The 20,451-nt window shown below is 55.7% G+C and carries 20 protein-coding genes; 7 read left to right on the top strand and 13 right to left on the bottom strand.

Annotation, left to right across the window (positions count from 1 at the left end; translation table 11 throughout):
• Positions 1-38: 38 nt before the first annotated feature.
• The 4 genes from AC13DE_RS14870 to AC13DE_RS14855 are packed head-to-tail and all read right to left on the bottom strand — an operon-like array spanning position 39 to position 2,795.
• A complete protein-coding gene (locus AC13DE_RS14870; RefSeq protein ID WP_446298001.1) occupies positions 39-344 on the bottom strand; it encodes a 4a-hydroxytetrahydrobiopterin dehydratase in 306 nt (101 codons plus the stop codon).
• A complete protein-coding gene (locus tag AC13DE_RS14865) occupies positions 341-1,528 on the bottom strand; it encodes a GNAT family N-acetyltransferase (protein ID WP_483048266.1) in 1,188 nt (395 codons plus the stop codon). Before AC13DE_RS14865 ends, AC13DE_RS14870 begins: the two co-directional genes overlap by 4 nt.
• A 50-nt stretch (positions 1,529-1,578) precedes the next feature.
• On the bottom strand, positions 1,579-2,340 hold the full coding sequence (locus AC13DE_RS14860; protein WP_483048265.1) for a glycerophosphodiester phosphodiesterase family protein: 762 nt from the start codon (positions 2,338-2,340) through the stop codon (positions 1,579-1,581).
• Positions 2,337-2,795, bottom strand: a complete 459-nt coding sequence (locus AC13DE_RS14855) for a RidA family protein (RefSeq protein WP_446313226.1) — start codon at positions 2,793-2,795, stop codon at positions 2,337-2,339. Before AC13DE_RS14855 ends, AC13DE_RS14860 begins: the two co-directional genes overlap by 4 nt.
• Positions 2,796-2,987: 192 nt before the next feature.
• On the opposite strand from AC13DE_RS14855, the gene AC13DE_RS14850 reads away from it, so the two are divergent.
• Positions 2,988-3,734: an MlaA family lipoprotein gene (locus tag AC13DE_RS14850; RefSeq protein ID WP_446298005.1), complete on the top strand. Its 747-nt coding sequence runs from the start codon at positions 2,988-2,990 to the stop codon at positions 3,732-3,734.
• Position 3,735: 1 nt separating this feature from the next.
• Positions 3,736-4,317 (top strand): MlaC/ttg2D family ABC transporter substrate-binding protein, encoded by a 582-nt coding sequence (locus AC13DE_RS14845; RefSeq protein ID WP_483048264.1) that lies wholly within the window; start codon positions 3,736-3,738, stop codon positions 4,315-4,317.
• A gap of 100 nt (positions 4,318-4,417) precedes the next feature.
• On the opposite strand, the gene AC13DE_RS14840 is transcribed toward AC13DE_RS14845, so the two are convergent.
• Complete coding sequence (locus tag AC13DE_RS14840) at positions 4,418-6,598, bottom strand: transglycosylase domain-containing protein (RefSeq protein WP_483048263.1); 2,181 nt, start codon at positions 6,596-6,598, stop codon at positions 4,418-4,420.
• 255 nt (positions 6,599-6,853) lie between these two features.
• Here AC13DE_RS14840 and AC13DE_RS14835 point away from each other — a divergent pair, with 255 nt between their 5' ends.
• Together AC13DE_RS14835 and AC13DE_RS14830 are read left to right on the top strand one after the other, a co-directional pair.
• A complete protein-coding gene (locus AC13DE_RS14835) occupies positions 6,854-7,192 on the top strand; it encodes a P-II family nitrogen regulator (protein ID WP_483048262.1) in 339 nt (112 codons plus the stop codon).
• Positions 7,193-7,219: 27 nt separating this feature from the next.
• Positions 7,220-8,521 carry an ammonium transporter gene (locus tag AC13DE_RS14830; RefSeq protein ID WP_446313228.1) on the top strand — a complete coding sequence of 434 codons (1,302 nt, stop codon included), beginning with the start codon at positions 7,220-7,222 and terminating at the stop codon, positions 8,519-8,521.
• A gap of 160 nt (positions 8,522-8,681) precedes the next feature.
• Here the strand turns inward: AC13DE_RS14830 and AC13DE_RS14825 are convergent, their stop codons facing one another.
• The 4 genes from AC13DE_RS14825 to AC13DE_RS14810 form a co-directional block, all read right to left on the bottom strand.
• On the bottom strand, positions 8,682-9,866 hold the full coding sequence (locus AC13DE_RS14825) for an amino acid aminotransferase (RefSeq protein ID WP_483048440.1): 1,185 nt from the start codon (positions 9,864-9,866) through the stop codon (positions 8,682-8,684).
• A complete protein-coding gene (sseA, locus tag AC13DE_RS14820; protein WP_446313229.1) occupies positions 9,866-10,720 on the bottom strand; it encodes a 3-mercaptopyruvate sulfurtransferase in 855 nt (284 codons plus the stop codon). Before sseA ends, AC13DE_RS14825 begins: the two co-directional genes overlap by 1 nt.
• A 113-nt stretch (positions 10,721-10,833) precedes the next feature.
• Positions 10,834-11,322, bottom strand: a complete 489-nt coding sequence (gene smpB, locus AC13DE_RS14815; RefSeq protein WP_483048261.1) for an SsrA-binding protein SmpB — start codon at positions 11,320-11,322, stop codon at positions 10,834-10,836.
• A 186-nt stretch (positions 11,323-11,508) separates the two neighbouring features.
• Complete coding sequence (locus AC13DE_RS14810) at positions 11,509-12,327, bottom strand: sulfotransferase family protein (protein WP_446313230.1); 819 nt, start codon at positions 12,325-12,327, stop codon at positions 11,509-11,511.
• 154 nt (positions 12,328-12,481) lie between these two features.
• Between AC13DE_RS14810 and AC13DE_RS14805 the strand changes: the two genes are divergently transcribed.
• Positions 12,482-14,059, top strand: a complete 1,578-nt coding sequence (locus tag AC13DE_RS14805) for a DUF5928 domain-containing protein (protein ID WP_483048260.1) — start codon at positions 12,482-12,484, stop codon at positions 14,057-14,059.
• A gap of 9 nt (positions 14,060-14,068) precedes the next feature.
• Positions 14,069-14,449: an HIT domain-containing protein gene (locus tag AC13DE_RS14800; protein ID WP_446295556.1), complete on the top strand. Its 381-nt coding sequence runs from the start codon at positions 14,069-14,071 to the stop codon at positions 14,447-14,449.
• Between the two features lie 100 nt (positions 14,450-14,549).
• Here the strand turns inward: AC13DE_RS14800 and AC13DE_RS14795 are convergent, their stop codons facing one another.
• The 4 genes from AC13DE_RS14795 to AC13DE_RS14780 form a co-directional block, all read right to left on the bottom strand.
• Positions 14,550-15,176: a DUF1523 family protein gene (locus AC13DE_RS14795; RefSeq protein ID WP_446313232.1), complete on the bottom strand. Its 627-nt coding sequence runs from the start codon at positions 15,174-15,176 to the stop codon at positions 14,550-14,552.
• 202 nt (positions 15,177-15,378) lie between these two features.
• Entirely contained in the window at positions 15,379-16,464 is a 1,086-nt protein-coding gene (locus tag AC13DE_RS14790) for a histidine kinase dimerization/phosphoacceptor domain -containing protein (protein WP_483048259.1), read from the bottom strand.
• Positions 16,465-16,712: 248 nt separating this feature from the next.
• Positions 16,713-17,936 (bottom strand): aminopeptidase P family protein, encoded by a 1,224-nt coding sequence (locus AC13DE_RS14785; RefSeq protein ID WP_483048258.1) that lies wholly within the window; start codon positions 17,934-17,936, stop codon positions 16,713-16,715.
• A gap of 122 nt (positions 17,937-18,058) precedes the next feature.
• A complete protein-coding gene (locus AC13DE_RS14780; RefSeq protein ID WP_446295552.1) occupies positions 18,059-18,850 on the bottom strand; it encodes an alpha/beta hydrolase in 792 nt (263 codons plus the stop codon).
• 94 nt (positions 18,851-18,944) lie between these two features.
• Here AC13DE_RS14780 and AC13DE_RS14775 point away from each other — a divergent pair, with 94 nt between their 5' ends.
• Positions 18,945-20,420: an NAD-dependent succinate-semialdehyde dehydrogenase gene (locus tag AC13DE_RS14775; RefSeq protein ID WP_446295551.1), complete on the top strand. Its 1,476-nt coding sequence runs from the start codon at positions 18,945-18,947 to the stop codon at positions 20,418-20,420.
• Positions 20,421-20,451: the final 31 nt, after the last annotated feature.

Genomic DNA, 20,451 nt, shown 5'->3' with positions numbered 1-20,451 from the left:
TATGAGGCTGCATTTTTATTCCGGGGGGCGTGGCTGCGCTATTTCGCATCGCCCATCAGCCCGTCCATCTTGCGTGCCAGCTTGGCATCAAGAGAGCTTAGCCCGTCGACGTCATGGGTGATAAGCGTGACCACCACCTTGTTGTAGACGTTGCTCCATTCGGGATGGTGGTTCCATTTTTCTGCCCAGATCGCGGCGCGGGTCATCCAGCCAAAAGCGTCGGCAAAGTCATTGAAGACAAAAGTCTTGGTTATCCCGTCACGGTCATCTGTCATTTCCCAACCCGTATTAAACAGCGGTGCCAGTACAGTTTTACGTGTCTCTTCGCTCAGCTTTTCGCTCATTGTTGTTCCTCGATTTCAGCTCTTTTGAACGGGCCATATTCGGTGAGTATGTCGATCTCTTGGTCAACGGCGGCCCGCTCCTGTGAAAGATAGTCTGCGACGGCACGCATGAAACCCTCCTCTCGTATCCAATGCAAAGACCAAGTAGGTCTCGGCAGATAACCGCGAGCCAGCTTGTGTTCGCCCTGCGCACCGGCCTCCACGGCGGCCAGTTTCCACGCGATGGCGATGTCGATGGCCTGATAATAGCACAGCTCGAAATGCAAGAAAGGGTGGTGTTCAGTGCATCCCCAGTACCTGCCATAGAGCGCCTGCGCGCCAATGAAATTCAACGCACCCGCAACCCACGCACCATCGCGCTTTGCCAAGACTAGCACAATGTCGTCGCGCAAGTTTTGCTGAGCGATATCAAAGAACTGCCGCGTCAAATACGGTGTCCCCCACTTTCTTGCCCCGGTGTCTTGATAGAACTGCCAGAATGCATCCCAATGCGCAGGTTGGATGGCATCCCCGGTCAACACTTCGATTTCGCCGCCAAAGCGCTGCGCCTGCTCTCTTTCCTTGCGTATATTCTTGCGCTTGCGAGAGCTGAGCGTGGACAGGAACCCGTCGAAATCTTCAAACCCGTTGTTTCGCCAATGAAACTGTTGGCTTTTTCGGACCAATAGACCCAGATCCTCACCTGCCTGGGCTTCGGCTTGGGTGCAAAACGTGATGTGCAGGGATGACAACCCGTTGTTATCCGTAAGCTGTACCGCCCCCTGCACCAAAGCCGCCATTCCGGAACCTTCAAAACCGGGGCGCACCAGAAAGCGCCGACCAGTGGCCGGAGTATGCGGAACAGCGATTTGCAACTTGGGATAATAGCGCCCGCCGGCACGTTCCAGCGCATGCGCCCAACTGTGGTCAAAGATGTATTCGCCCTGGCTGTGAGACTTTGCGTACATCGGGGCCACCGCGATAACCTGGCCACCGATAGCGGCGCTAAGGTACTGCGGTTGCCAGCCGGTCCCCGGACCGACGCTCCCGCTTTGTTCGAGCGCGGACAAAAAACGATACGTCGTAAAAGGGTCGTTCGGACGCACACCGGGTTTTGCTTCGGGGCATGCGCAGGCATCCCACTCGGCTTGACCAATATCGGCAATCCGAGGGGAAATTCTTATTTCGACTTCTTGTGCGCTCATCCCGACCTTCCGATTGCCTAGCACCTTATCTGTGGCCGCGACGGTCAGCTTCAAGAAGAGAGCGGAGCTGCATACCCTTCAAAGGTGATATTATCAGCGAATTCCCGCGCCGACATTTCCGCCTCGAGGCTACGGACGGTCCAGCAACAGACCATCGCGCCCTGACGGCGGAGCTGGGCAACCCGGTCGCGCGCAAGGTCATCAACTTCGTGGCTGATGAAACTTGCACCGGTGGCGTCGTAATCTGGAATTTCGCGCAGCCGATCACAGGTCGCCTTCGGCAGCGGCCAGTCGTCGTAACAATAGGCGCTGGTCACAATGCCGCGCGGAACTTCGGGGATCAATTCAGCCATCCGCCCAACCGCATGCGGGTTAAACGACATTACCGCGACGTCGCCGCGATATCCGCGCAGCGCTTGTGCCGTGGCCCGTTCGAGAGGACCAAGATCGTCGCCCATTGCACCGTCCTGATCCTTGATCTCGACCAACACAGGGGCGCGGCCCGCGATCTGGTCCAGCACGGCTTCCAACGTCGGGATCTTGTCATTACCCCCTTTAAGGGTCATGCGCCCCAGCTCGGCCGCGTCCAGCAGCCGCACGGCACCCTTTTCGTTGGTCAAGCGATCCAGGGCATAGTCGTGAAACACCACCGCGGCGCCGTCGCGGGTCAGTTGCACGTCCAATTCAATGCCATACCCACGGCTGATCGCGGCTTCAAATGCGACAGGGCTGTTTTCCGGACGACCCGCGCCGAGATCATGCAAACCACGGTGGGCAATGGGTTGGGTGTAAAACGCTGATGGCAGGGTCATTTGATTTCGAAGATACCTTCAATTTCAACGGCCACGCCCAATGGCAAGGATGCTGCCGATACCGCAGACCGTGCGTGACGCCCCGCATCGCCCAAAGCCTCGACCAGAAAGTCGGACGCACCATTCACCACTTTGGGTTGATCCGTGAAGTCCGCGGTCGAATTGACGAAAGCTGTCAATTTGATCACGCGCACAAGTCTTTCGATGTCACCGTTACAGGCGGCCTTTACCTGCGCCAACAAGCTGATCGCGCAGGTTTTCGCTGCGGCGGCGCCGGCGTCGACGTCCATGTCCTGGCCCAGTTTGCCGGTGATAAATCCGTCTGGTCCACTGGATATCTGGCCCGACACATAGACCGTGCTGCCGGTTACCACGAATGGCACATAATTTGCGGCAGGAGCCGGGGCATCTGGCAACGTGACCCCAAGATCGTTCAAGCGGTTGGTGATGCTCATGATTTTCAGTCCTTTAAAATAACTGCGGTACTTTTGCAGGACGATAGCGGGGGCTTTCGCAAACGGAAAGGGCCATCGTCATTATTGCCATAGTGGCTAAGGCGAAACGCCGCACCCGTAAACATATATTGCTAATTCAGCTCATCGTGCCCATAAGGAGCCGAGTTTGGTTGGTTTCCAAGGAATTGCATCGTGTCGTTAGGCAATATCAAAAGATCTTCGCCGCGTGCGCTGATTGTCATCGCATTGATCGCCGGCCTCGCCGGGTGTAGCGGCGCTGGCCGCGTCCAACCGACCGGCATCAACGATCCGCACGAACAGAGCAATCGCAAGGTCCACAATTTCAACAAGAAACTGGCCGGATCCGGAAACGGGAGCGGCCTTGCGCACGCCGTGCCTATGGGAGTGCAAACGGTCGTTCACAATATTGCCGAAAACCTCTCGATGCCGCAGGTCGCCGTGAACAGCGCCTTGCAGGCCGATGTAAAAGGGTTCGGCATAGCGTCCTACCGCTTCCTTACCAACACCGTGCTTGGGGTTGGCGGGATCGCGGACGTTGCATCGGAATTCCAAATTCCAAAGCATGACACCGATTTTGGTGAAACGCTTTATGTGTGGGGCGTCGGTGAAGGTTCATACTACGAGCTGCCGTTTGTCGGCCCCTCGACAGGTCGCGACGTTGCGGGCCGGTTTGTGGATTTGTTCACCAACCCACTATCTTATACGCTGCCGCGGCCCGAAAAATATGTCGGTACCGTTACTAAATTTGCCGATAGCGTGTTCAAAAACAGCCGCCGCAGCGATGCCATTAACGACGTGCTAGAAGGCAGTACTGACAGCTATTCGCAAGCAAGATTGATTTATCTGCAAAAACGTCGGTATGAATTGTCTCGGCGCACCGGAGCCCCCGTAACTTACGATGACCCATATTTGCAATAAGATGAACAGACGCGCATTTGGCGGGGGAGCGTTGGCCATCGTGCTGGCACGCCCTGCTCTTGCATTAAACGCAGATGACGCCACGGCCTTCATCAAACGGCTTATCGGCGACATCTACATCGTCATAGACAGCGGCGCGCCCGAGGCTGCAATGATCCGTCAGTTTGAAGAGTTGTTCGTCCGATACGCCGACGTCCAAATCATGGCGCAATACGCTCTGGGGGTGGATGCCCGCAGCGCCACCGCCGAACAGAAGTCAGCGTTCAATGCAGCATTTGCCGGTTATATTGCCAAGAAATATGGCAAGAGATTCCGGCAATTCATTGGCGGCCGGATCGAAGTGGAAGGTGCGCGCAAGATCAAGGCTGGCTTTGAGATCAAAACCACTGCGTATCTCAAGGGCGAAAATCCGATCGAGGTCATCTTTTTGGTATCGGACAAGTCTGGGGAGCTTCAGTTCTTCAACATGTTCCTGGAAGGCGTCAACCTGTTGCTGACCGAACGCAGCGAGATCGGATCCATGTTGGACATGAGCGGTGGCGATCTGAATGCCACGATACACGAGTTGAACAAGGCAGGCTGACCGGGCCGAACCCGAGTTCATTACTGCACTTCGTCCTTTGTTTTCCTAGGTCTCAAGCCATGCATGCCCCGTCGCAACGGCATGCATGGCTTATGTTGGTTTATCTTCCGAAAATATCGCGCAGCACCTGATCAATGATCCCAAGCGGGTTCTCGCGCTGCTGTCTGCGGACCGGCTGGCGTTCTGGTTTGGGCTCAGGGGCTTGCACCACAGCCGGGGCCGGTACGATCATCGGCAACGGCGTGTTGGGCAGCCCTTCGTGAACACGCACCATGACCTCGCGCCAGATTTCTGTTGGCAGACCACCACCCGATACCCCGCTAAGAGGTGTGTTATCGTCATAGCCCATCCAGACGCCGGTAACGTAATCGGCAGAGAATCCGATGAACCACGCATCCCTGTTGGCCTGCGTCGTGCCCGTTTTTCCTGCCAGCTCGCGCCCGCCGAATTGTGCCCGCTGGCCTGTACCCTCTGATACGACTTTCGACATCATATAAACCAGTTGCAGCGCTGCATCCTCTTGGATGACCCGTTCGCCGATGCCGCCGCCCGTACCCATCAACGGTTCGCTGTCCCCCTGAAGCGAAAGATCAATCAAACCGTAAGGTTTCACCGAAGACCCCCCGTTCAGGATACCTGCATATGCCCCGGTCATTTCAAGCAAGGTGCTTTCGGACGCACCAAGCGCCAGCGCAGGTCCAGCCGCCAGATCACTTTTGATCCCGAATTGCTCGGCGACGCGGCTGACAACTTCACGGCCGACACTTTCGGACAGCTTGACCGCCGGAATGTTGAGCGAATCCTTCAATGCCGTGGTCAGCGTCACCTTACCCTTGAAGTTGCTGGTGTAATTCTTGGGACACCATTCACCCGAGCCGGGAATATTCAGACAATACGGCGCGTCGTCGATCAGGTCGTTGGGTGAATACCCCAGATCAAGCGCCGCCGCGTAGACGAATGGCTTGAACGCCGACCCCGTTTGCCGCATCGCTTGGGTGGCGCGATTGAATGCGCCCGCGACCTTGGTCTTGCGCCCGCCGACCATGGCCCGCACGGCACCATCGGCGGACATGACGACGACTGCCGCCTGTGCTTTCGACCCTTCGCGAACCTTGCTCTCGAAAACCGATTTCAAGCCAGCCTCGGCTGCTTGCTGAATTTTTTGGTCAAGCGTGGTTTTGATAATCACGTCTTCGGTGGTGTTTCGGGTGAAAAACTCCGGGCCCGAGGACATCACCCAATCGGCGAAATACCCCCCGGCTTCTGCCTCTGCGGCTTCTGACAACTCTGCGGGGTTGGCGATCGCGCTGTCCGCTTGCGCTTTGGTCAGATAACCTTGGTCTTGCATCAGGCGGATGACCGTCGCAGCCCGGTCCTGCGACCGGTCAAGATTGTTCGTCGGAGCAAGTGTGGTGGGGGCCGTCAGCAACCCTGCAAGCATCGCCCCTTCGGCAGGTGACAAGGCGGACGCAGGTTTTCCAAAGAAGCGCTGCGCAGCGGCCTCTGCCCCGAACGCTCCGCCACCCATATAGGCCCGGTTCAGATAGATCGACAGAATATCGTTCTTGGAGTATTTGGCTTCCATCGCCATGGAAAAGATCGCTTCCTTAGCCTTGCGCGACAACGAGGTGCGGCGGCACTCGGCCTCGTATTCTTTTTCGGTTTGCCCGCTTGAAGCGTCGTAAGGTTCGCCCAGGCACAACAGCTTCGCGACCTGTTGGGTTATCGTCGACCCACCGTGACCCGAGAGCGGTCCTCGGCCTTCACTCAGGTTGATCTTTATCGCCGAAGCGATGCCGCGCGGACTGACCCCGAAGTGCTGATAGAAACGCTTGTCTTCGGTCGCGATCACGGCATCCCGCAAAGCGGGTGACACGCTATCGGCCGTTACGATCCCGCCGAATTGGTCGCCCCGCCAAGCAAACACTTCGCCATAGCGATCCTTCAGGGTAACTGACCCGCGCGCGCGACCATCAAGCAAAACTTCGAGAGGCGGCAATGTCGTGTAGAAATAGCCAACCGCCAGAGCCAGCATCAACACCGCCACCGCGGTGATGCGCCATGTAATCGTCCAGATCAACCGAAACACCCAACGCACCAATGCACTAAGCAAGCCGATCGGCCCTTTGCGTCGGGATGGCGTGCCACGCCCGCCCCGGCGCTTTGCGGGTGTCTTTGTCGACTTTCGGCTTGAAGCGGCCGTCTTAGTCGAAGCCGCACTTTTTGATGTACGGCGCCGGTCAGCGACCAATGGGCGCTTTCGCTTGGATGAATCACTCATTGGGCTGCTCGCTCTGCCATTCGTTCGTGCCTTTTAACCTGTGTAACCGGGATTGTTTAGCGCTGAGCGCCGCAAGTTGGATCTATTATGTGATCATTTTTTGTGCGCTTTTTGGTGTGTGCTCTATTTTTATGCACATGTGGCGCTTTTGGATTTCCCCCGCGCAGTCTCACCTTCCATAAACCCTCCCGGCTCCGCTTTCCTGTTGAAACATCTTGCAGGGAAATGCCTGCCAAGCAGCAGAGGGACTTATAGGTGAAACTCATCATTGCAACAATCAAGCCGTTCAAGCTGGAGGAAGTGCGCGAAGCACTGACCGACGCGGGTGTGCGCGGCCTGATGGTGACAGAAATCAAGGGCTTTGGAGCCCAATCCGGACACACCGAAATCTATCGCGGTGCCGAATATGTCGTGAATTTTGTGCCCAAGGTAAAGCTCGAACTGGTCGTGGCCGATGCACTGTCCGATCAGATGGTCGAAACCATTACCCGCACTGCCCATACGGGCAAGATCGGCGACGGCAAGATCTTTGTCCTTGATGTCGAACAGGCCGTGCGCGTCCGCACCGGCGAAACTGGCGAAGACGCCATCTGACCCCCTTACACCCAAGGAAACAACGAGATGAAACCACAATATCTGATACCTTTGGCTGCGGCCACGGCGCTATTGCCGAGCTGGGGTTTCGCACAAGATGCACAATTCGCAACATCTGCCGAGACCGCTTTTATTTTCAACACTTTGCTATTCCTGATCGGGGGGTTTCTGGTTTTCTGGATGGCCGCTGGGTTCGCGATGCTGGAAGCCGGACTGGTCCGCTCCAAGAACGTGACAACCCAATTGACCAAGAATATCGCGCTCTTTGCGCTGGCTGCCATCATGTACTGGCTGGTCGGGTATAACATCATGTACCCCGGGGATAACTGGATCCTGCAAGGCGTCTTCGGATCAATTGCGCCCAAGGATATCAAGTCTTCCATCGATGCGGGCGGCTATTCGAACGCGTCGGACTTTTTCTTCCAGTTGATGTTCTGTGCGACGACGGCATCCATCGTTTCGGGAACCCTGGCAGAGCGCATCAAGCTGTGGCCGTTCCTGATCTTCACCCTCGTGCTGACCGGGTTTATCTATCCGATCGAAGCAAGCTGGCAGTGGGGCGCGGGATGGCTCTCCGAGATCGGTTTCAGTGACTTTGCTGGGTCCACGCTTGTCCATGCTGCCGGCGGTTTCGCCGCGCTTGCCGGAGCTCTGATTTTGGGACCGCGTATTGGCAAGTACAAGGATGGTCGGACGATACCGATGCAAGGTTCGAACCTGCCTTTGGCAACACTGGGAACGTTCATTCTATGGCTGGGATGGTTCGGCTTCAACGGCGCGTCGCAGCTTGCGATGGGTACGATGGCGGATGCCGACGCTGTCGCACAGATCTTTGCAAACACCAATATGGCCGCGGCGGCCGGGGCGATTTCGGCGCTGGTGTTGACCCAGATCATGTACAGGAAGGTCGACCTGACCATGGTACTGAACGGCGCGCTGGCCGGGTTGGTATCGATCACTGCGGGCCCGCTTGACCCGACGCTGTTCGGCGCGCTGTGGATCGGTGCGATGGGCGGTGTGATCGTGGTGTTTGCGGTACCGTTTCTGGATAAGCTCAAGATCGACGATGTGGTGGGGGCGATACCCGTGCACTTGATCGCCGGTTTCTGGGGTACACTGGTTGTTCCGGTCTATACTGAGGGCACTTCCTTCGTGACCCAGATCATCGGCTTTGTATCTATCGGTGCGTTCGTGTTCATCGTGTCTGCCATCGTCTGGGCCGTTTTGAAGGCGACAATGGGGATACGTGTCAGCGAAGAAGCTGAGATTGCCGGGCTTGATGTATCAGAGCTTGGGATGGAAGCGTATCCGGAATTCTCAAAGAGCTAGGACCGTTGATGTCCATCGATCTGGCCCGGGCATCACTGCCCGGGCTTTTTGCATCCAACGGTCACATCGTTAGGGTTTCGACACGAGATATAGATATTGGCGATACCACGCGCCGGGTGATGTCGCGCATTGAGTATTTAAGAAAGGGTGAAGGTTTAAGTCAGATACCGACGTCGATGATCGCTTTTGCGAGGATGGGCACAGTCTGGCTGTTCAACCCTGCAATATTCATCCGGCTGTCACCGACCATGTAGATCCCGTGATCGGTGCGGAGCTTTTCCACCATTTCAGGCGACGCACCGAGGCGCGAGAACATGCCACGATGTGCCGCCAGGAAACCGAACCTGTCCGAACCGGAGCGGTTTTGCAATTCTTGCGCCAACTGGCTGCGCAAGCCGAGCATCGTGGTCCGGATGTCTTCGAGTTCTGTCATCCAGTCAACGCGCAGGGTATCATCATTGAGGATCATTGTGACGAGCCGCGCACCATGATCCGGTGGGAAACTGAAGTTCTGACGGTTGAGAAACGCCAATGTGCCCTGATTGAGCCTTTGCGCCGACGTGTCCGAAGAAAGCGCCATCAGGACGCCGGTGCGTTCGCGGTAGATACCGAAATTCTTGGAGCAGCTTGCAGCGATCAGGCATTCCGGAACGGCGGCCGCGACCTGCCGGGTCGCGGCGGCATCGGCAAGCAACCCGTCGCCAAAGCCTTGATAGGCGATATCGACCATCGGGGTTGCGCCGGTATCTTGCAGTACCTGTATCACGGCGTTCCATTGTTCGCCGTTCAGGTTGGCCCCCGTCGGATTGTGACAGCAACCGTGCAAGAGGATCACATCGCCTTTTTGCGCGGTTTTGAGATCCTGTAGCATCCCTTCAAAGGCGACCCCCCGTGTTTCGTCGTCGAAGTAGCGATACGGGACGACGGGCATGTCGAGATATTTGAGGATCGACAAGTGGTTGGGCCACGTCGGATCAGATACGAAAACCCTGGCTTGGGGGCGGGCCATCTTGATCAGTTCGAAAGCCTGGCGAATGGCCCCCGTCCCCCCTGGCGTGGCGGCGGCGGCGATGCAATCGCGGGCGACCGCGTCCCCCAGCACCATGGAGATCATTGCATCAGCAAAGGCAGGATCGCCGGCCAGACCGGTATAGGCTTTGCTGTCCTGCGTCTCCCAAAGTTGGTGTTCGGCAGATTTGACGGCGCGCATAATCGGTGTCAGCCCCGTCGCGTCCTTGTAGACGCCAACGCCCAGATCGATCTTGGTCTCGCGGGGGTCATCCTTGTACATTTGCATGAGAGCAAGGATTTTATCGGCAGGTTGGGCCTGAAGAGTTTCAAACATCATGCGTCTCCGGTTGCGACGGGCACCGTGGGGAACATGCCCCATTCGGCCCATGATCCATCATAAAGCGACCAATTCGCATGGCCGATCCGTTCGAGCGCCAGAGCCAGAATGGCCGCGGTGATACCTGACCCGCAACTGGTGATGACAGGGCGCGACAGGTCAATGCCAGCGGCCTCGAAGATGGTCTTGATGTCTTGTGTGGACTTCAGAGTTTTATCGTCGTTCAGCAAATCGGTATAGGGCAGATTACGGGAGCCGGGGATGTGCCCTGCACGCAGACCTTCACGCGGTTCGGGGGCTTCACCGCGGAAGCGCGCCGCCGAGCGGGCATCGACGATCTGCGGGTCTTTGAGCTTGGACGCCTGAGCGACCTGCGTCACGTCACGGACCAAGTGGTTCTGAAAACGTACCGTCATGTGACGGTCTCGGGCGATCGGGGGCATGTCCTCGACCGGGTGGCCCTCGGCTTGCCATTTCGGCAGACCGCCATCCAAGACGGCGACATTTTCCTGCCCCATAAGGCGGAATAACCACCAGACGCGGGCTGCTGACAAAAGGCCTGCCCCGTCATAGACGATGACTTGGTGTCCGTCGCCAACCCCCAATGCCCGCATCCGGGACATGAATTTTTCGGCCGGTGGGGCCATATGTGGCATATCAGAGCGCGCGTCGGAAATGTCATCTATATCGAAAAACCGGGCCCCGGGTATATGGGCGGCGTCATATTCAGCCTTTGGATCGCGGCCCGCATCGGGTAAATACCACGAAGCGTCCAGAACACGCAGATCCGGATCCTTGAGATGTTGAACAAGCCAATCGGTTGAAACAAGCGTCTTCGGGTTGTCAGCCATGGGTCAGCCCTTTTTGAAACAGGTTGTTCACTGCCTAACCGCGCAGGCGCATACAGGCAAGGGTCTGAGATCAAACCGGCCGACGCCGCTTTAAATTATCGATGGGCAGGAAATCAACCGTGGTCTTTCAGCAGGCGCTGCTTTTGCCGCGACCAATCGCGCTTGGCTGCGGTTTCACGCTTGTCGTGCAGCTTTTTACCCTTGGCGATACCGATCTTGATCTTTGCCATGCCGCGGTGATTGAAATACATCACCAGCGGCACCAGGGTCATCCCCTTGCGCTGTGTTTCATTCCAGAGGTTCGAAAGCTCTTTCTTGGACACCAGCAACTTGCGGCGGCGGCGTTCTTCGTGGGTAAAGGTCTTGGCCTGGGTGTAGGGCGCGACGTATGAGTTCACCAACCACAGTTCGCCATCTTCCACCGCGGCGTAGCTTTCGGCGATATTGGCCCCGCCGTTGCGCAGTGATTTGACCTCGGACCCTTCGAGGATAATACCGCATTCAACGTCATCCTCGATAGCGTAATCAAACCGTGCGCGACGGTTTTCAGCGATGACCTTATAGTTCGGGTCTGACTTTGATGAAGATTTAACCTGAGACATAAACTGGATGTAGGACGCCAACGCCTTGCGCGCAAGATGGTGTGTGTGCGAATGCCGCCCTACCAGTGCAGGTCGGCTATCTACCCTTCATCTTTCGGTGGTCGCACCTGAGATTAGGCGAGTAATTCCCGATAGCCTACAAGGCGGGCGAGCCGTTGTCATAGACAGGATTTTCCGGCTTTCGGTTTAATCCCTGAGCTTGGCGTGCACCTCGGCAAGGTCGATTTCGGCGATCGGCATCTTGTTTCCGGGATTGTCGAAATCGTATTTGAAAAGCTCGAAATCCGCTTTGTAAATTTCACGAACCAGATGCATCGACAGATCGTCAAAATAGTCTTCGACCGGGTGGGCACGTTTGGGGCCGTGCCCTTCGGATTCGTTGAAACGCGGAATTTCCGCCAGCTTTACCTGATGGGGTGTTTCGATGGCGTCCAGCACGTCTTGCATGCCATCGTTGAACTTTTCGGTCCAAATGATCTTGTCATACGTACCGCCATTCACGACGAATGTGCTTACATGCCCCGACTGGGCCGACCAGTGAATGTCCGGATCCATCGGGCGGCGCCAGCGGACCGTGTCGCGCGCAAACAAAAGGAACCGGCGAAAGCTGGCAATCTGATCAAACTCTTGTTTGCCATCCGCACCGCCGACTTCGATGCCGTATTTCTGCATCAGTAGCGGCACCAGATTACCACGATAACGCTTGCCGTTTCGCTGTATGCCGCAGATCTTGTCGAAAAACGAACTTAGTACGCGGGTATACGGGTTGCGTACGCAGGTGAATGCATAGGACGTGTGGTTTTCCACATTCCTTTCAATCGGCCCCTGCGATTCATCAAGGGCCCACTTGTGCAAGCCGGATTTGGCATCATGAATATCGCCGTCGAAAAATTTGCCGTGATCGGAATAGAACATGATTTGACCAATGGTCGAACATGCGCATTTTGGTACGACGCGGTACACAACGCTTTCACTTTCCGTCATCCAGGTACCTGGAAAACCCATTTACTGCCCGGCCTCCTAATTTTATCATTATAGGTGTTATAATTTATGGCGCAAAAACGGCAATGTAACAAAAAAACAAATATTCGCGGTTTATTCAATCGTGGATCGCGATTATCAGTATAAGTCACCTCGTGCAAAAGGCTGCTGATCTGATATGGCCAGAATCGCCTATATTCTTCTGTGTCATAAGGATCCAACTGCGATAATACGGCAGGCCGAACGCTTGACCAAGGCCGGCGACTATATGTCCATTCACTTTGATGCGTCTGCGAGCAACAGCGCGTACAAGGAAATATACCAAGCATTGTCGGGCAATCCCAACGTTACCTTCGCAAGCAAGCGCATTCGTTGTGGCTGGGGGGAATGGTCGTTGGTTCAGGCGACGCTTAACGCTGTACAAAGCGGGCTGGACGCCTTTCCGCGGGCAACCCATTTCTACATGCTGTCGGGCGATTGCATGGCGATTAAATCGGCCGAATACACGCATAACTATCTTGACGATAATGACCTCGACTTCATTGAAAGCTTCGACTTTTTCGAGAGCGACTGGATCAAGACAGGTTGGAAAGAAGAACGGCTGATTTACCGTCACTGGTTCAACGAACGCACCCAAAAGAAACGGTTCTACGGGATGTTCAAGCTGCAGAAGCGGCTTGGGCTGACCCGCGACATTCCGCATGATCTTCAAATACAAATAGGCAGCCAATGGTGGTGCCTGCGTCGCCAAACGGTTGAAACGGTGATTGAGTTCACCAAGCGACGCAGGGACGTTATGCGTTTCTTCAAAACCACGTGGATACCGGACGAAACATTCTTTCAGACCATCGTGCGCCACGTAGTGCCCAATTCCGAGATCAGCGCCCGCACCTTAACGTTCCTGATGTTCACCGACTATGGGATGCCATTGACGTTTTATAACGACCACTACGAACTGCTGTTGGCGCAAAACTATATGTTCGCGCGAAAAATCAGCAGTGAGGCAACCGAACTGAAACGCCGACTGGGGCTGCTCTATACCGCTGAGGGTGTTGATTTTCAAATCAGCAACGAAGGGCGCAGCCTGTTTAAATTCCTAAGCGACCGCGGGCGTGTCGGGCGCCGATTTACCACCCGGTTTTGGGAAAATGACAGCGCCTTGGGACGTGAACGCGAACTGCTGATTTTGGTGTGCAAAAAATGGCATGTGGCAAAGCGCGTGGTGGGGCGTGTGCGACAAGCGACGAACTTGCCCGCAATCGAATATTTGTTCAACGAGGAAAACACAGCCTTGCCCGATCTGGGTGGTATACAAAATACCCTGAACAAGCGCACCCGGCACCGGCGTGTCTTGATGCGTATGCTGTTTGATTATTACGAGACAGACCGGCTGGTCATATGCATCGACCCGGGAAATATCGAACTGCTCGACGATTTTGCATCGGACCGTTCAGTTACCCGGATCCTGGAGATAGAATGCAAGTTCTCCGATGACTACCTGATCGGTCATGCAATGCGTGTAGGTCTGGCGGGCGAACATACGTCGGACGGCACGATGGAGCGTCTATTGCCCGCGATCCGTAATGATATAGCTTTTGAAACCGATCGCATTCGCGATTCTCAGTACGAGCATTATTCGCGTATACGCGAAACTGCCACGGCTGATGATAACGCCGCTGCATTGGCGACATTTTTGAATATTCCTGAGGCAAAAGCATATGATATTGCGAATGCTCCGTACCTGTTTTCCGATTAAGGACACCCTATGGCCTATACTTACGACCCCCAAAACATCTTTGCCAAAATTCTACGGGGCGAAATTCCCAACGATACGGTTCTGGACACTGAATACTCATTGGCCTTTCGCGATATCCAACCGCAGGCCCCAAGCCACGTTCTGGTCATCCCCAAGGGTCCTTATGTCAGCTACGATCATTTCGCAGCCGAGGCATCGGACGCCGAAATCGTCGATTTTACCCGCGCGATCTCGGAAGTGTGCAAGGCCGAGGGCCTTGCTTTACCTGTGGGTGAAGGGTTTCGCATGATTGCAAACGCTGGTGCCCACGGGGTCCAGGATGTGCCGCATTTGCACGTTCATATTCTTGGCGGTCGCCCGATGGGGCGCATGGTCAGCCAACAGGCCTAATCGGAAACAAGCGGCGATTGACAGGCGAAGATGAAACAAGGGGGGCGACCCGCTATAATCATGCGCCCCCTTGTGGCAGCACCCACCGCACCGCTCGACGCTACTTTTTCCTGCGGCTTTTCATCCAGCTAGAAAAACGGTTTTGCCGTTCGGCAAAATCGTCTTCGATCCGCTCGACCGTCGGGTCGATACGGCTGCGTTTGAACCGCCGCCAGCGGACCCAGATTGCATAGGCCGTCGCCGCAAACAAAGTCAGGATGATGATATTCCCAAAAGGGATACCCGTGGACGCATTCGGCCCGTCAACCACCCACATTGATGTCGCGTTGGGGAAGATGGAAAAGAATTCGTTGCGCCAACCGTAATGTTTCAGCGCCACGTATTGTGGCGACCCAGACGATGATTTCAAATCAGATGCTTCTGCCTGAAGGTTCGTGGTGTCGAACTTGAAATATGGCGGCCACCCCCAGCCTGTGTCTTCGTTGCGGTACACCATGACATCGCCTTTGGCGCGCCGGGTCTGGATAAAAAACACATCGCGGTTGCCCAGCGTTGCGTTGTTGCCGACGTCTGCCTTGGACCAGAAAATAGAATTATTGCCAAAATCTATACGCTTTTCGTAAGTATCGGTGATCCTTACGATGTCGACTTGCGGCAGGGTATAGTGAAAGAAAGCTGCGATAACGGCCCAGATCGTCAACCAGAAAACCCACTTTAAAATCGCCATATGCTTACTACCCTTGGTAAAAATTAGTGAGATGCAAGATTACTGTGATTGGCACCACCTTTTGGATAGCGCCCAAGGATCGCTTTGGGAAACTCTGATCCTCCCTATCGCTATCACTGTGTTTGCACGAAAACAGCCTTCTCGACAAGGTCCAGCCAGCGGGGTGCCGCATCTGGTTCGCGCCAATACAATTCGGAACCTACTACTCGAAGATCGGCCAGATGAACTTGACCTCACCCCCGTCTTCCCGGTCAAGCAATGTCATCTCGCCACCAAGCTGCTGCGCCGCAGCCGTCAAAATACGCATGCCAAGCCCCGACCCTGACGGGTCGGTTGCTGGAATGCCCGGGCCATCGTCTATGCAAGACAGGTGATAAAAGCCGCCACGCCTCTCTCCCGAGATGATAAATGCGCCCCTTTCGCGATCCTGATAGGCGTATTTGGCTGCGTTGGTCATCGCTTCGTTGACGATCATACCGACGGATGACGCAGAGCGTGACGATAGGTTGGTCTGCTCAAGTTTGATCTCGATGTGTACTCCGGCGGGCATCTGTTCACTTGTTGAATGGGCTACTTTCCTAAGGAATTCCGCGATATCGACTGCTGCTCCGCTGTCGGTCAGATACAATGCCTCGTGCAGCTGGCTGATCGTGGCCAATCGCCCCTGAACACTGTCGAGTGCCGCACGGGCTTCGGGAGACTTCTCTTTGCGTACTTGAATTCGGATCAGCGCTTCGAGCGATTGAAGGGAGTTTTTGACGCGGTGATCCACTTCTTTGCGCAGGACCTCGGCATCCGCCAAGGCTTTGCGCAGTTCGATCTGGCGCATGACCTGGACCGCCAAAACCTTTAGTGCACGTCGTTGAAAGTCGTTAAGCTGTCGTGGTTCTTTATCGAGAACGCACAGCGTACCAAGCGGCAACTTATTATCATCCTCAAGTAAAGCCCCGGCATAGAACCGTATTTGATCCGGGCCCGTGACAAATCCATTGTCAGCGGTTCGGGGATCGGCGGCAGTGTCCTGTATCTCGAGGTAATTCCTGGCGGCAATAGCGTGGGCACACATGCTGTCGTCAATTTTGCTACCCTCGATAGCGAGACCGACCTTGGATTTGAACCACTGACGATTGTCATCGACCAATGAAATCAAAGCAATCGGTGCCCCACAGATTTCGGCGGCAAGCTTGGTGATGTCGTCGAACCCTTCATGAGGGGCCGTATCTAGAATGTTGTACCCGCGTAACAAGGCAAGGCGCATTTCTTCGTCTTCGATCAAGGACGCTTTCATCTTGGGCACTCACAGGTATTGTGCACAAAAAGCACCTTATCCGCAAAAAACAGCGATTTTCGCATAGCGCAGATTGATCTCCGTTTTTTCAAGGGCTCAAACTAGACATCTTTCTAAGCGCGTCAAGTCACATAAATTTTGCGCCAAGCCAGACCCTGGCGGCGCGAACATGTCACCGAAACATGTGTGCACCACCCGGCATCGTCCTTTTCATGGCGTAGCAACCAGGTGGCATACACAGAAAACAATCAACCGACGACGTTGAACTCTGGCCCATATGGATAGCCCGTGATGTTGTCATTTCCGTCGTCAGTAATCACCAAGATATCGTGTTCGCGATACCCGCCCGCGCCGGGCTGGTCAGCAGCCAGTGTGAGCATCGGCTCCATCGAGATTACCATGCCGGGCTCAAGTACCGTGTCGATGTCCTCGCGCAGCTCAAGCCCTGCTTCGCGCCCATAGAAGTGCGACAAGACCCCGAAAGAATGACCATACCCGAAGGTCCGATACCGGAGAAGATCTCGTTCTTCGAGAAAGGCGTTGATTTGCTGGGTCACGTGGGCACAGCTTACACCGGGTTTAAGAAGGCTTATCCCAAGCTCATGCGCCGCCACATTCGCCTCCCAAATCTTGAGGCTGGCTGCGTCCACTTCTCCGGCGAACATCGTTCGTTCCAGCGCGGTATAGTAAGCCGAGATCATCGGGAAAGTATTCAGCGACAGAATATCGCCACGTTCGATCTTGCGAGATGTCACCGGGTTGTGTGCGCCATCGGTGTTCAGACCTGACTGGAACCATACCCAGGTGTCGCGGTATTCAGCGTCGGGAAAGCGCCTGGCGATCTCCAGCTCCATCGCATCGCGACCTGCCATGGCGACGTCAATCTCGCGGGCTCCGATCTTGACGGCCTCGCGGATAGCATATCCGCCGACATCCGCAACCTGTGCACCTTGGCGGATCAAGGCGATCTCGGCGGGGGATTTGTGCATCCGTTGGCGCATGGTGGTTTCGAACAGGTCGACCATGACCGCAGGTTCAAGGAAATCTTCCAGCTTGTCACGCTGCATCAGCGTCAGGTGGTCGCCCTCGTATCCGATAACGGCACCTTTGCCGGTGATGGATAGAACTGCGCGCCAATAGTTATCGCGTTGCCAATCGGTGTAGGTGATATTGTCGGCAAAGCTGCGCCGCCAAGGTTGACCGGCGTCAATTCCAGCCGACACTGTGACGCAATCCGTATCGGTGACAACCAGACCATACGGCCGACCGAAGGCGCAGTATAAAAAGCCCGAATAATAAGCGACGTTGTGCATGGACGTAAAAACAGCCGCAGTAACGCCTGCTGCCTCCATCCGTTCGCGCAGTTCCTCAAGTCTTGCTTCGTATTCGGCGGCCTCGAATGGCAACGGAGATTTCGCGCCATTATGGAACCGGTACATATCAGGACGTGCGGTGGTGGACGAGTTGGTCATGTCAGACCCTCCTTCTCAGAAAGGTCCCGGCGTACAGGACGCAAGAGCCGTTAAACCTAGAGCGACGCCATCGCTCTGACCCTTGCCAATCCTTCGCCGATTTTATCGACACGATCAAGAGGTCACTTTACCCCCAATAACGCTTTCACCATATCGCTGTCAGTATCTTCAAGCAGTTCGATGATATCGAAATGGTGCCGGCCTTCGATGACGAACTGTTTTGCACCCCAAACCCGTGCGAATTGTTCGGCCTGCTCTAGAAAGGCCGGCCTTTCCTGTGCGCCTACCCAGATCGTCACATTCACACCGTGGGGCGGGGTCATGTTGACCGGGCTTTCCGCCGTCGCCTCGGCCTCGTCCAGCTGCAAAATGTCGTTCATTGATGTCTGAAGCAAGGGCATCAGGTTGGCGACCGGCGAAATGGACACGATATTTTCGATCCGGTCGCGTACGTCGCCGGGCAGCACCAATGGGTCCATCATACGCGCCACGAGCTGGCCGCCCGCGGAATGCCCGGCCAAGGCGATCATCCCTTGGGTACGCTTGGCAATTTCCATCATTGCACGGGCCACTTGCCCGGTGATCTGGGTGACGCGCACATCGGGACATAAATCATACCCGACCATCGCAACAGCATAGCCGCGCGCCAGGGCACCCGCCGCCAGATGCGACCAGTCGGACGGTGCGAACGCCTTCCAGTATCCGCCATGTACGAAGATCACCGTTCCGCGTGAAACCCCCTCGGGTTCGAAGAAATCGTATACTTCCCGGTCTGTCGGCCCGTAGGAGATATTCTTTTGCGCTCGGAACCCAAGCTTTTTGCGGAACGCTGCAGCAGCCGATTGCCAGCGCGGCGGAAACTGATCCGCACCCTCAATATATGCGGCGTTAGCATAGTCATCATCTAGCTGCATTTAAGTCCTCCGTCAGGGTACCATTTCGAACTCGAACTAGACAATCATACCGATTGTTGCTTTGGGTACCACAGACAAAAGCGGAGAGATCAAAATGACTGACGCCAAAACCAATCTGAAATCCATGCTCAAAGACCCGACCCTGCTTGAAACCCGCGCCTACATCGGTGGCCAGTGGGTCGACGGCGACGATGGCACATTTGATGTGACCAATCCTGCCCGCGGCGATGTAATAGCCAAGGTGGCCGACCTGAGCCGTGCCCAAGTTGCAGGGGCGATCGCCCAGGCGGAAAAGGCCCAGAAGGGATGGGCCGCGTGGACCGGTAAGGAACGCGCTGCCGTATTGCGCAAATGGTTCGACCTGATGATGGAAAATCAAGATGATCTGGGCACCATCCTGACCGCCGAACAGGGCAAGCCGCTGGCCGAAGCCAAGGGCGAAATCGCCTATGGCGCTTCGTTCATCGAATTTTTCGGCGAAGAGGCCAAGCGGGTCTATGGCGAAACCATTCCGGGGCACCAGCGTGACAAGCGCATCACGGTCATCAAGCAGCCCATCGGGGTTGCGGCGTCCATCACGCCATGGAACTTCCCCAACGCGATGATTACCCGCAAAGCCGCGCCAGCGCTGGCGGCGGGATGTTCCTTTGTTGCCCGCCCCGCTGCTGAAACCCCGCTGTCGGCCATTGTCATGGGCGTACTTGCCGAACGCGCAGGTATTCCGGCGGGCGTGTTCAACGTGTTGCCGTCGTCTTCATCCTCGGCTGTGGGTAAAGAGTTCTGTGAAAACCCCGCCGTGCGCAAGCTGACATTCACCGGGTCGACCGAGGTCGGGCGTATCCTGCTCAAGCAAGCCGCCGATCAGGTCATGAAATGCTCGATGGAATTGGGCGGCAACGCGCCGTTCATCGTGTTTGACGACGCCGATCTTGATGCCGCCGTTGAAGGCGCGATTCTATGCAAATTCCGCAACAACGGCCAAACCTGTGTCTGTGCAAACCGCATCTATGTGCAGGCGGGCATCTACGATGCTTTCGCTGAGAAACTGAAAACGCGGGTTAACCAGATGAAGGTCGGCGACGGGTTTGAAGAAGGCGTCGAATTGGGGCCGCTGATCAATGCCGACGCCGGTGCCAAGGTTAAGGAACACATCGAAGATGCAGTTTCCAAGGGGGCCAAGATCATTCTTGGAAATGCCAAGGACGATCAGGCTGGCAATTTCTTCGAGCCGACAATCGTGACCGGGGTGACGCAGGAGATGAAAGTCGCGACCGAGGAAACTTTCGGCCCGTTTGCACCGCTGTTCAAGTTCGAAGACGAAGACGAAGTGATTGCGATGGCCAATGACACGATTTTCGGCCTTGCATCCTATTTCTACGCCAAAGACCTTAGCCGCGTTTACAAGGTGGCCGAGGCGCTGGAATACGGCATCGTTGGCGTAAACACCGGGATCATTTCAACCGAGGTCGCGCCGTTTGGCGGGGTCAAGCAGTCGGGCCTGGGCCGCGAAGGCAGCCACCATGGCATCGAAGATTACCTTGAGATGAAATATATCTGCATGTCGATCTGATAGATCATCACGGGCGGCGGATCATCCTGCC

The organism is Sulfitobacter sp. L-8, assembly GCF_056859255.1.
The sequence above is the reverse complement of the archived record's forward strand: the minus strand, read 5'-3'. Positions and strand labels throughout refer to the sequence as shown.

What these genes read in the sequence shown, in the direction of transcription:
- AC13DE_RS14865 (WP_483048266.1), bottom strand. Translation starts at nt 1,528, where the DNA reads ATGAGCGCACAAGAAGTCGAAATAAGAATTTCCCCTCGGATTGCCGAT.
- sseA (WP_446313229.1), bottom strand. Translation starts at nt 10,720, where the DNA reads ATGGCTGACAACCCGAAGACGCTTGTTTCAACCGATTGGCTTGTTCAA.
- AC13DE_RS14845 (WP_483048264.1), top strand. Translation starts at nt 3,736, where the DNA reads ATGAACAGACGCGCATTTGGCGGGGGAGCGTTGGCCATCGTGCTGGCA.
- AC13DE_RS14810 (WP_446313230.1), bottom strand. Translation starts at nt 12,327, where the DNA reads ATGGGTTTTCCAGGTACCTGGATGACGGAAAGTGAAAGCGTTGTGTAC.
- AC13DE_RS14830 (WP_446313228.1), top strand. Translation starts at nt 7,220, where the DNA reads ATGAAACCACAATATCTGATACCTTTGGCTGCGGCCACGGCGCTATTG.
- AC13DE_RS14805 (WP_483048260.1), top strand. Translation starts at nt 12,482, where the DNA reads ATGGCCAGAATCGCCTATATTCTTCTGTGTCATAAGGATCCAACTGCG.
- AC13DE_RS14840 (WP_483048263.1), bottom strand. Translation starts at nt 6,598, where the DNA reads ATGAGTGATTCATCCAAGCGAAAGCGCCCATTGGTCGCTGACCGGCGC.
- AC13DE_RS14825 (WP_483048440.1), bottom strand. Translation starts at nt 9,866, where the DNA reads ATGTTTGAAACTCTTCAGGCCCAACCTGCCGATAAAATCCTTGCTCTC.
- AC13DE_RS14860 (WP_483048265.1), bottom strand. Translation starts at nt 2,340, where the DNA reads ATGACCCTGCCATCAGCGTTTTACACCCAACCCATTGCCCACCGTGGT.
- AC13DE_RS14800 (WP_446295556.1), top strand. Translation starts at nt 14,069, where the DNA reads ATGGCCTATACTTACGACCCCCAAAACATCTTTGCCAAAATTCTACGG.
- AC13DE_RS14855 (WP_446313226.1), bottom strand. Translation starts at nt 2,795, where the DNA reads ATGAGCATCACCAACCGCTTGAACGATCTTGGGGTCACGTTGCCAGAT.
- AC13DE_RS14870 (WP_446298001.1), bottom strand. Translation starts at nt 344, where the DNA reads ATGAGCGAAAAGCTGAGCGAAGAGACACGTAAAACTGTACTGGCACCG.
- AC13DE_RS14790 (WP_483048259.1), bottom strand. Translation starts at nt 16,464, where the DNA reads ATGAAAGCGTCCTTGATCGAAGACGAAGAAATGCGCCTTGCCTTGTTA.
- smpB (WP_483048261.1), bottom strand. Translation starts at nt 11,322, where the DNA reads ATGTCTCAGGTTAAATCTTCATCAAAGTCAGACCCGAACTATAAGGTC.
- AC13DE_RS14795 (WP_446313232.1), bottom strand. Translation starts at nt 15,176, where the DNA reads ATGGCGATTTTAAAGTGGGTTTTCTGGTTGACGATCTGGGCCGTTATC.
- AC13DE_RS14775 (WP_446295551.1), top strand. Translation starts at nt 18,945, where the DNA reads ATGACTGACGCCAAAACCAATCTGAAATCCATGCTCAAAGACCCGACC.
- AC13DE_RS14780 (WP_446295552.1), bottom strand. Translation starts at nt 18,850, where the DNA reads ATGCAGCTAGATGATGACTATGCTAACGCCGCATATATTGAGGGTGCG.
- AC13DE_RS14785 (WP_483048258.1), bottom strand. Translation starts at nt 17,936, where the DNA reads ATGACCAACTCGTCCACCACCGCACGTCCTGATATGTACCGGTTCCAT.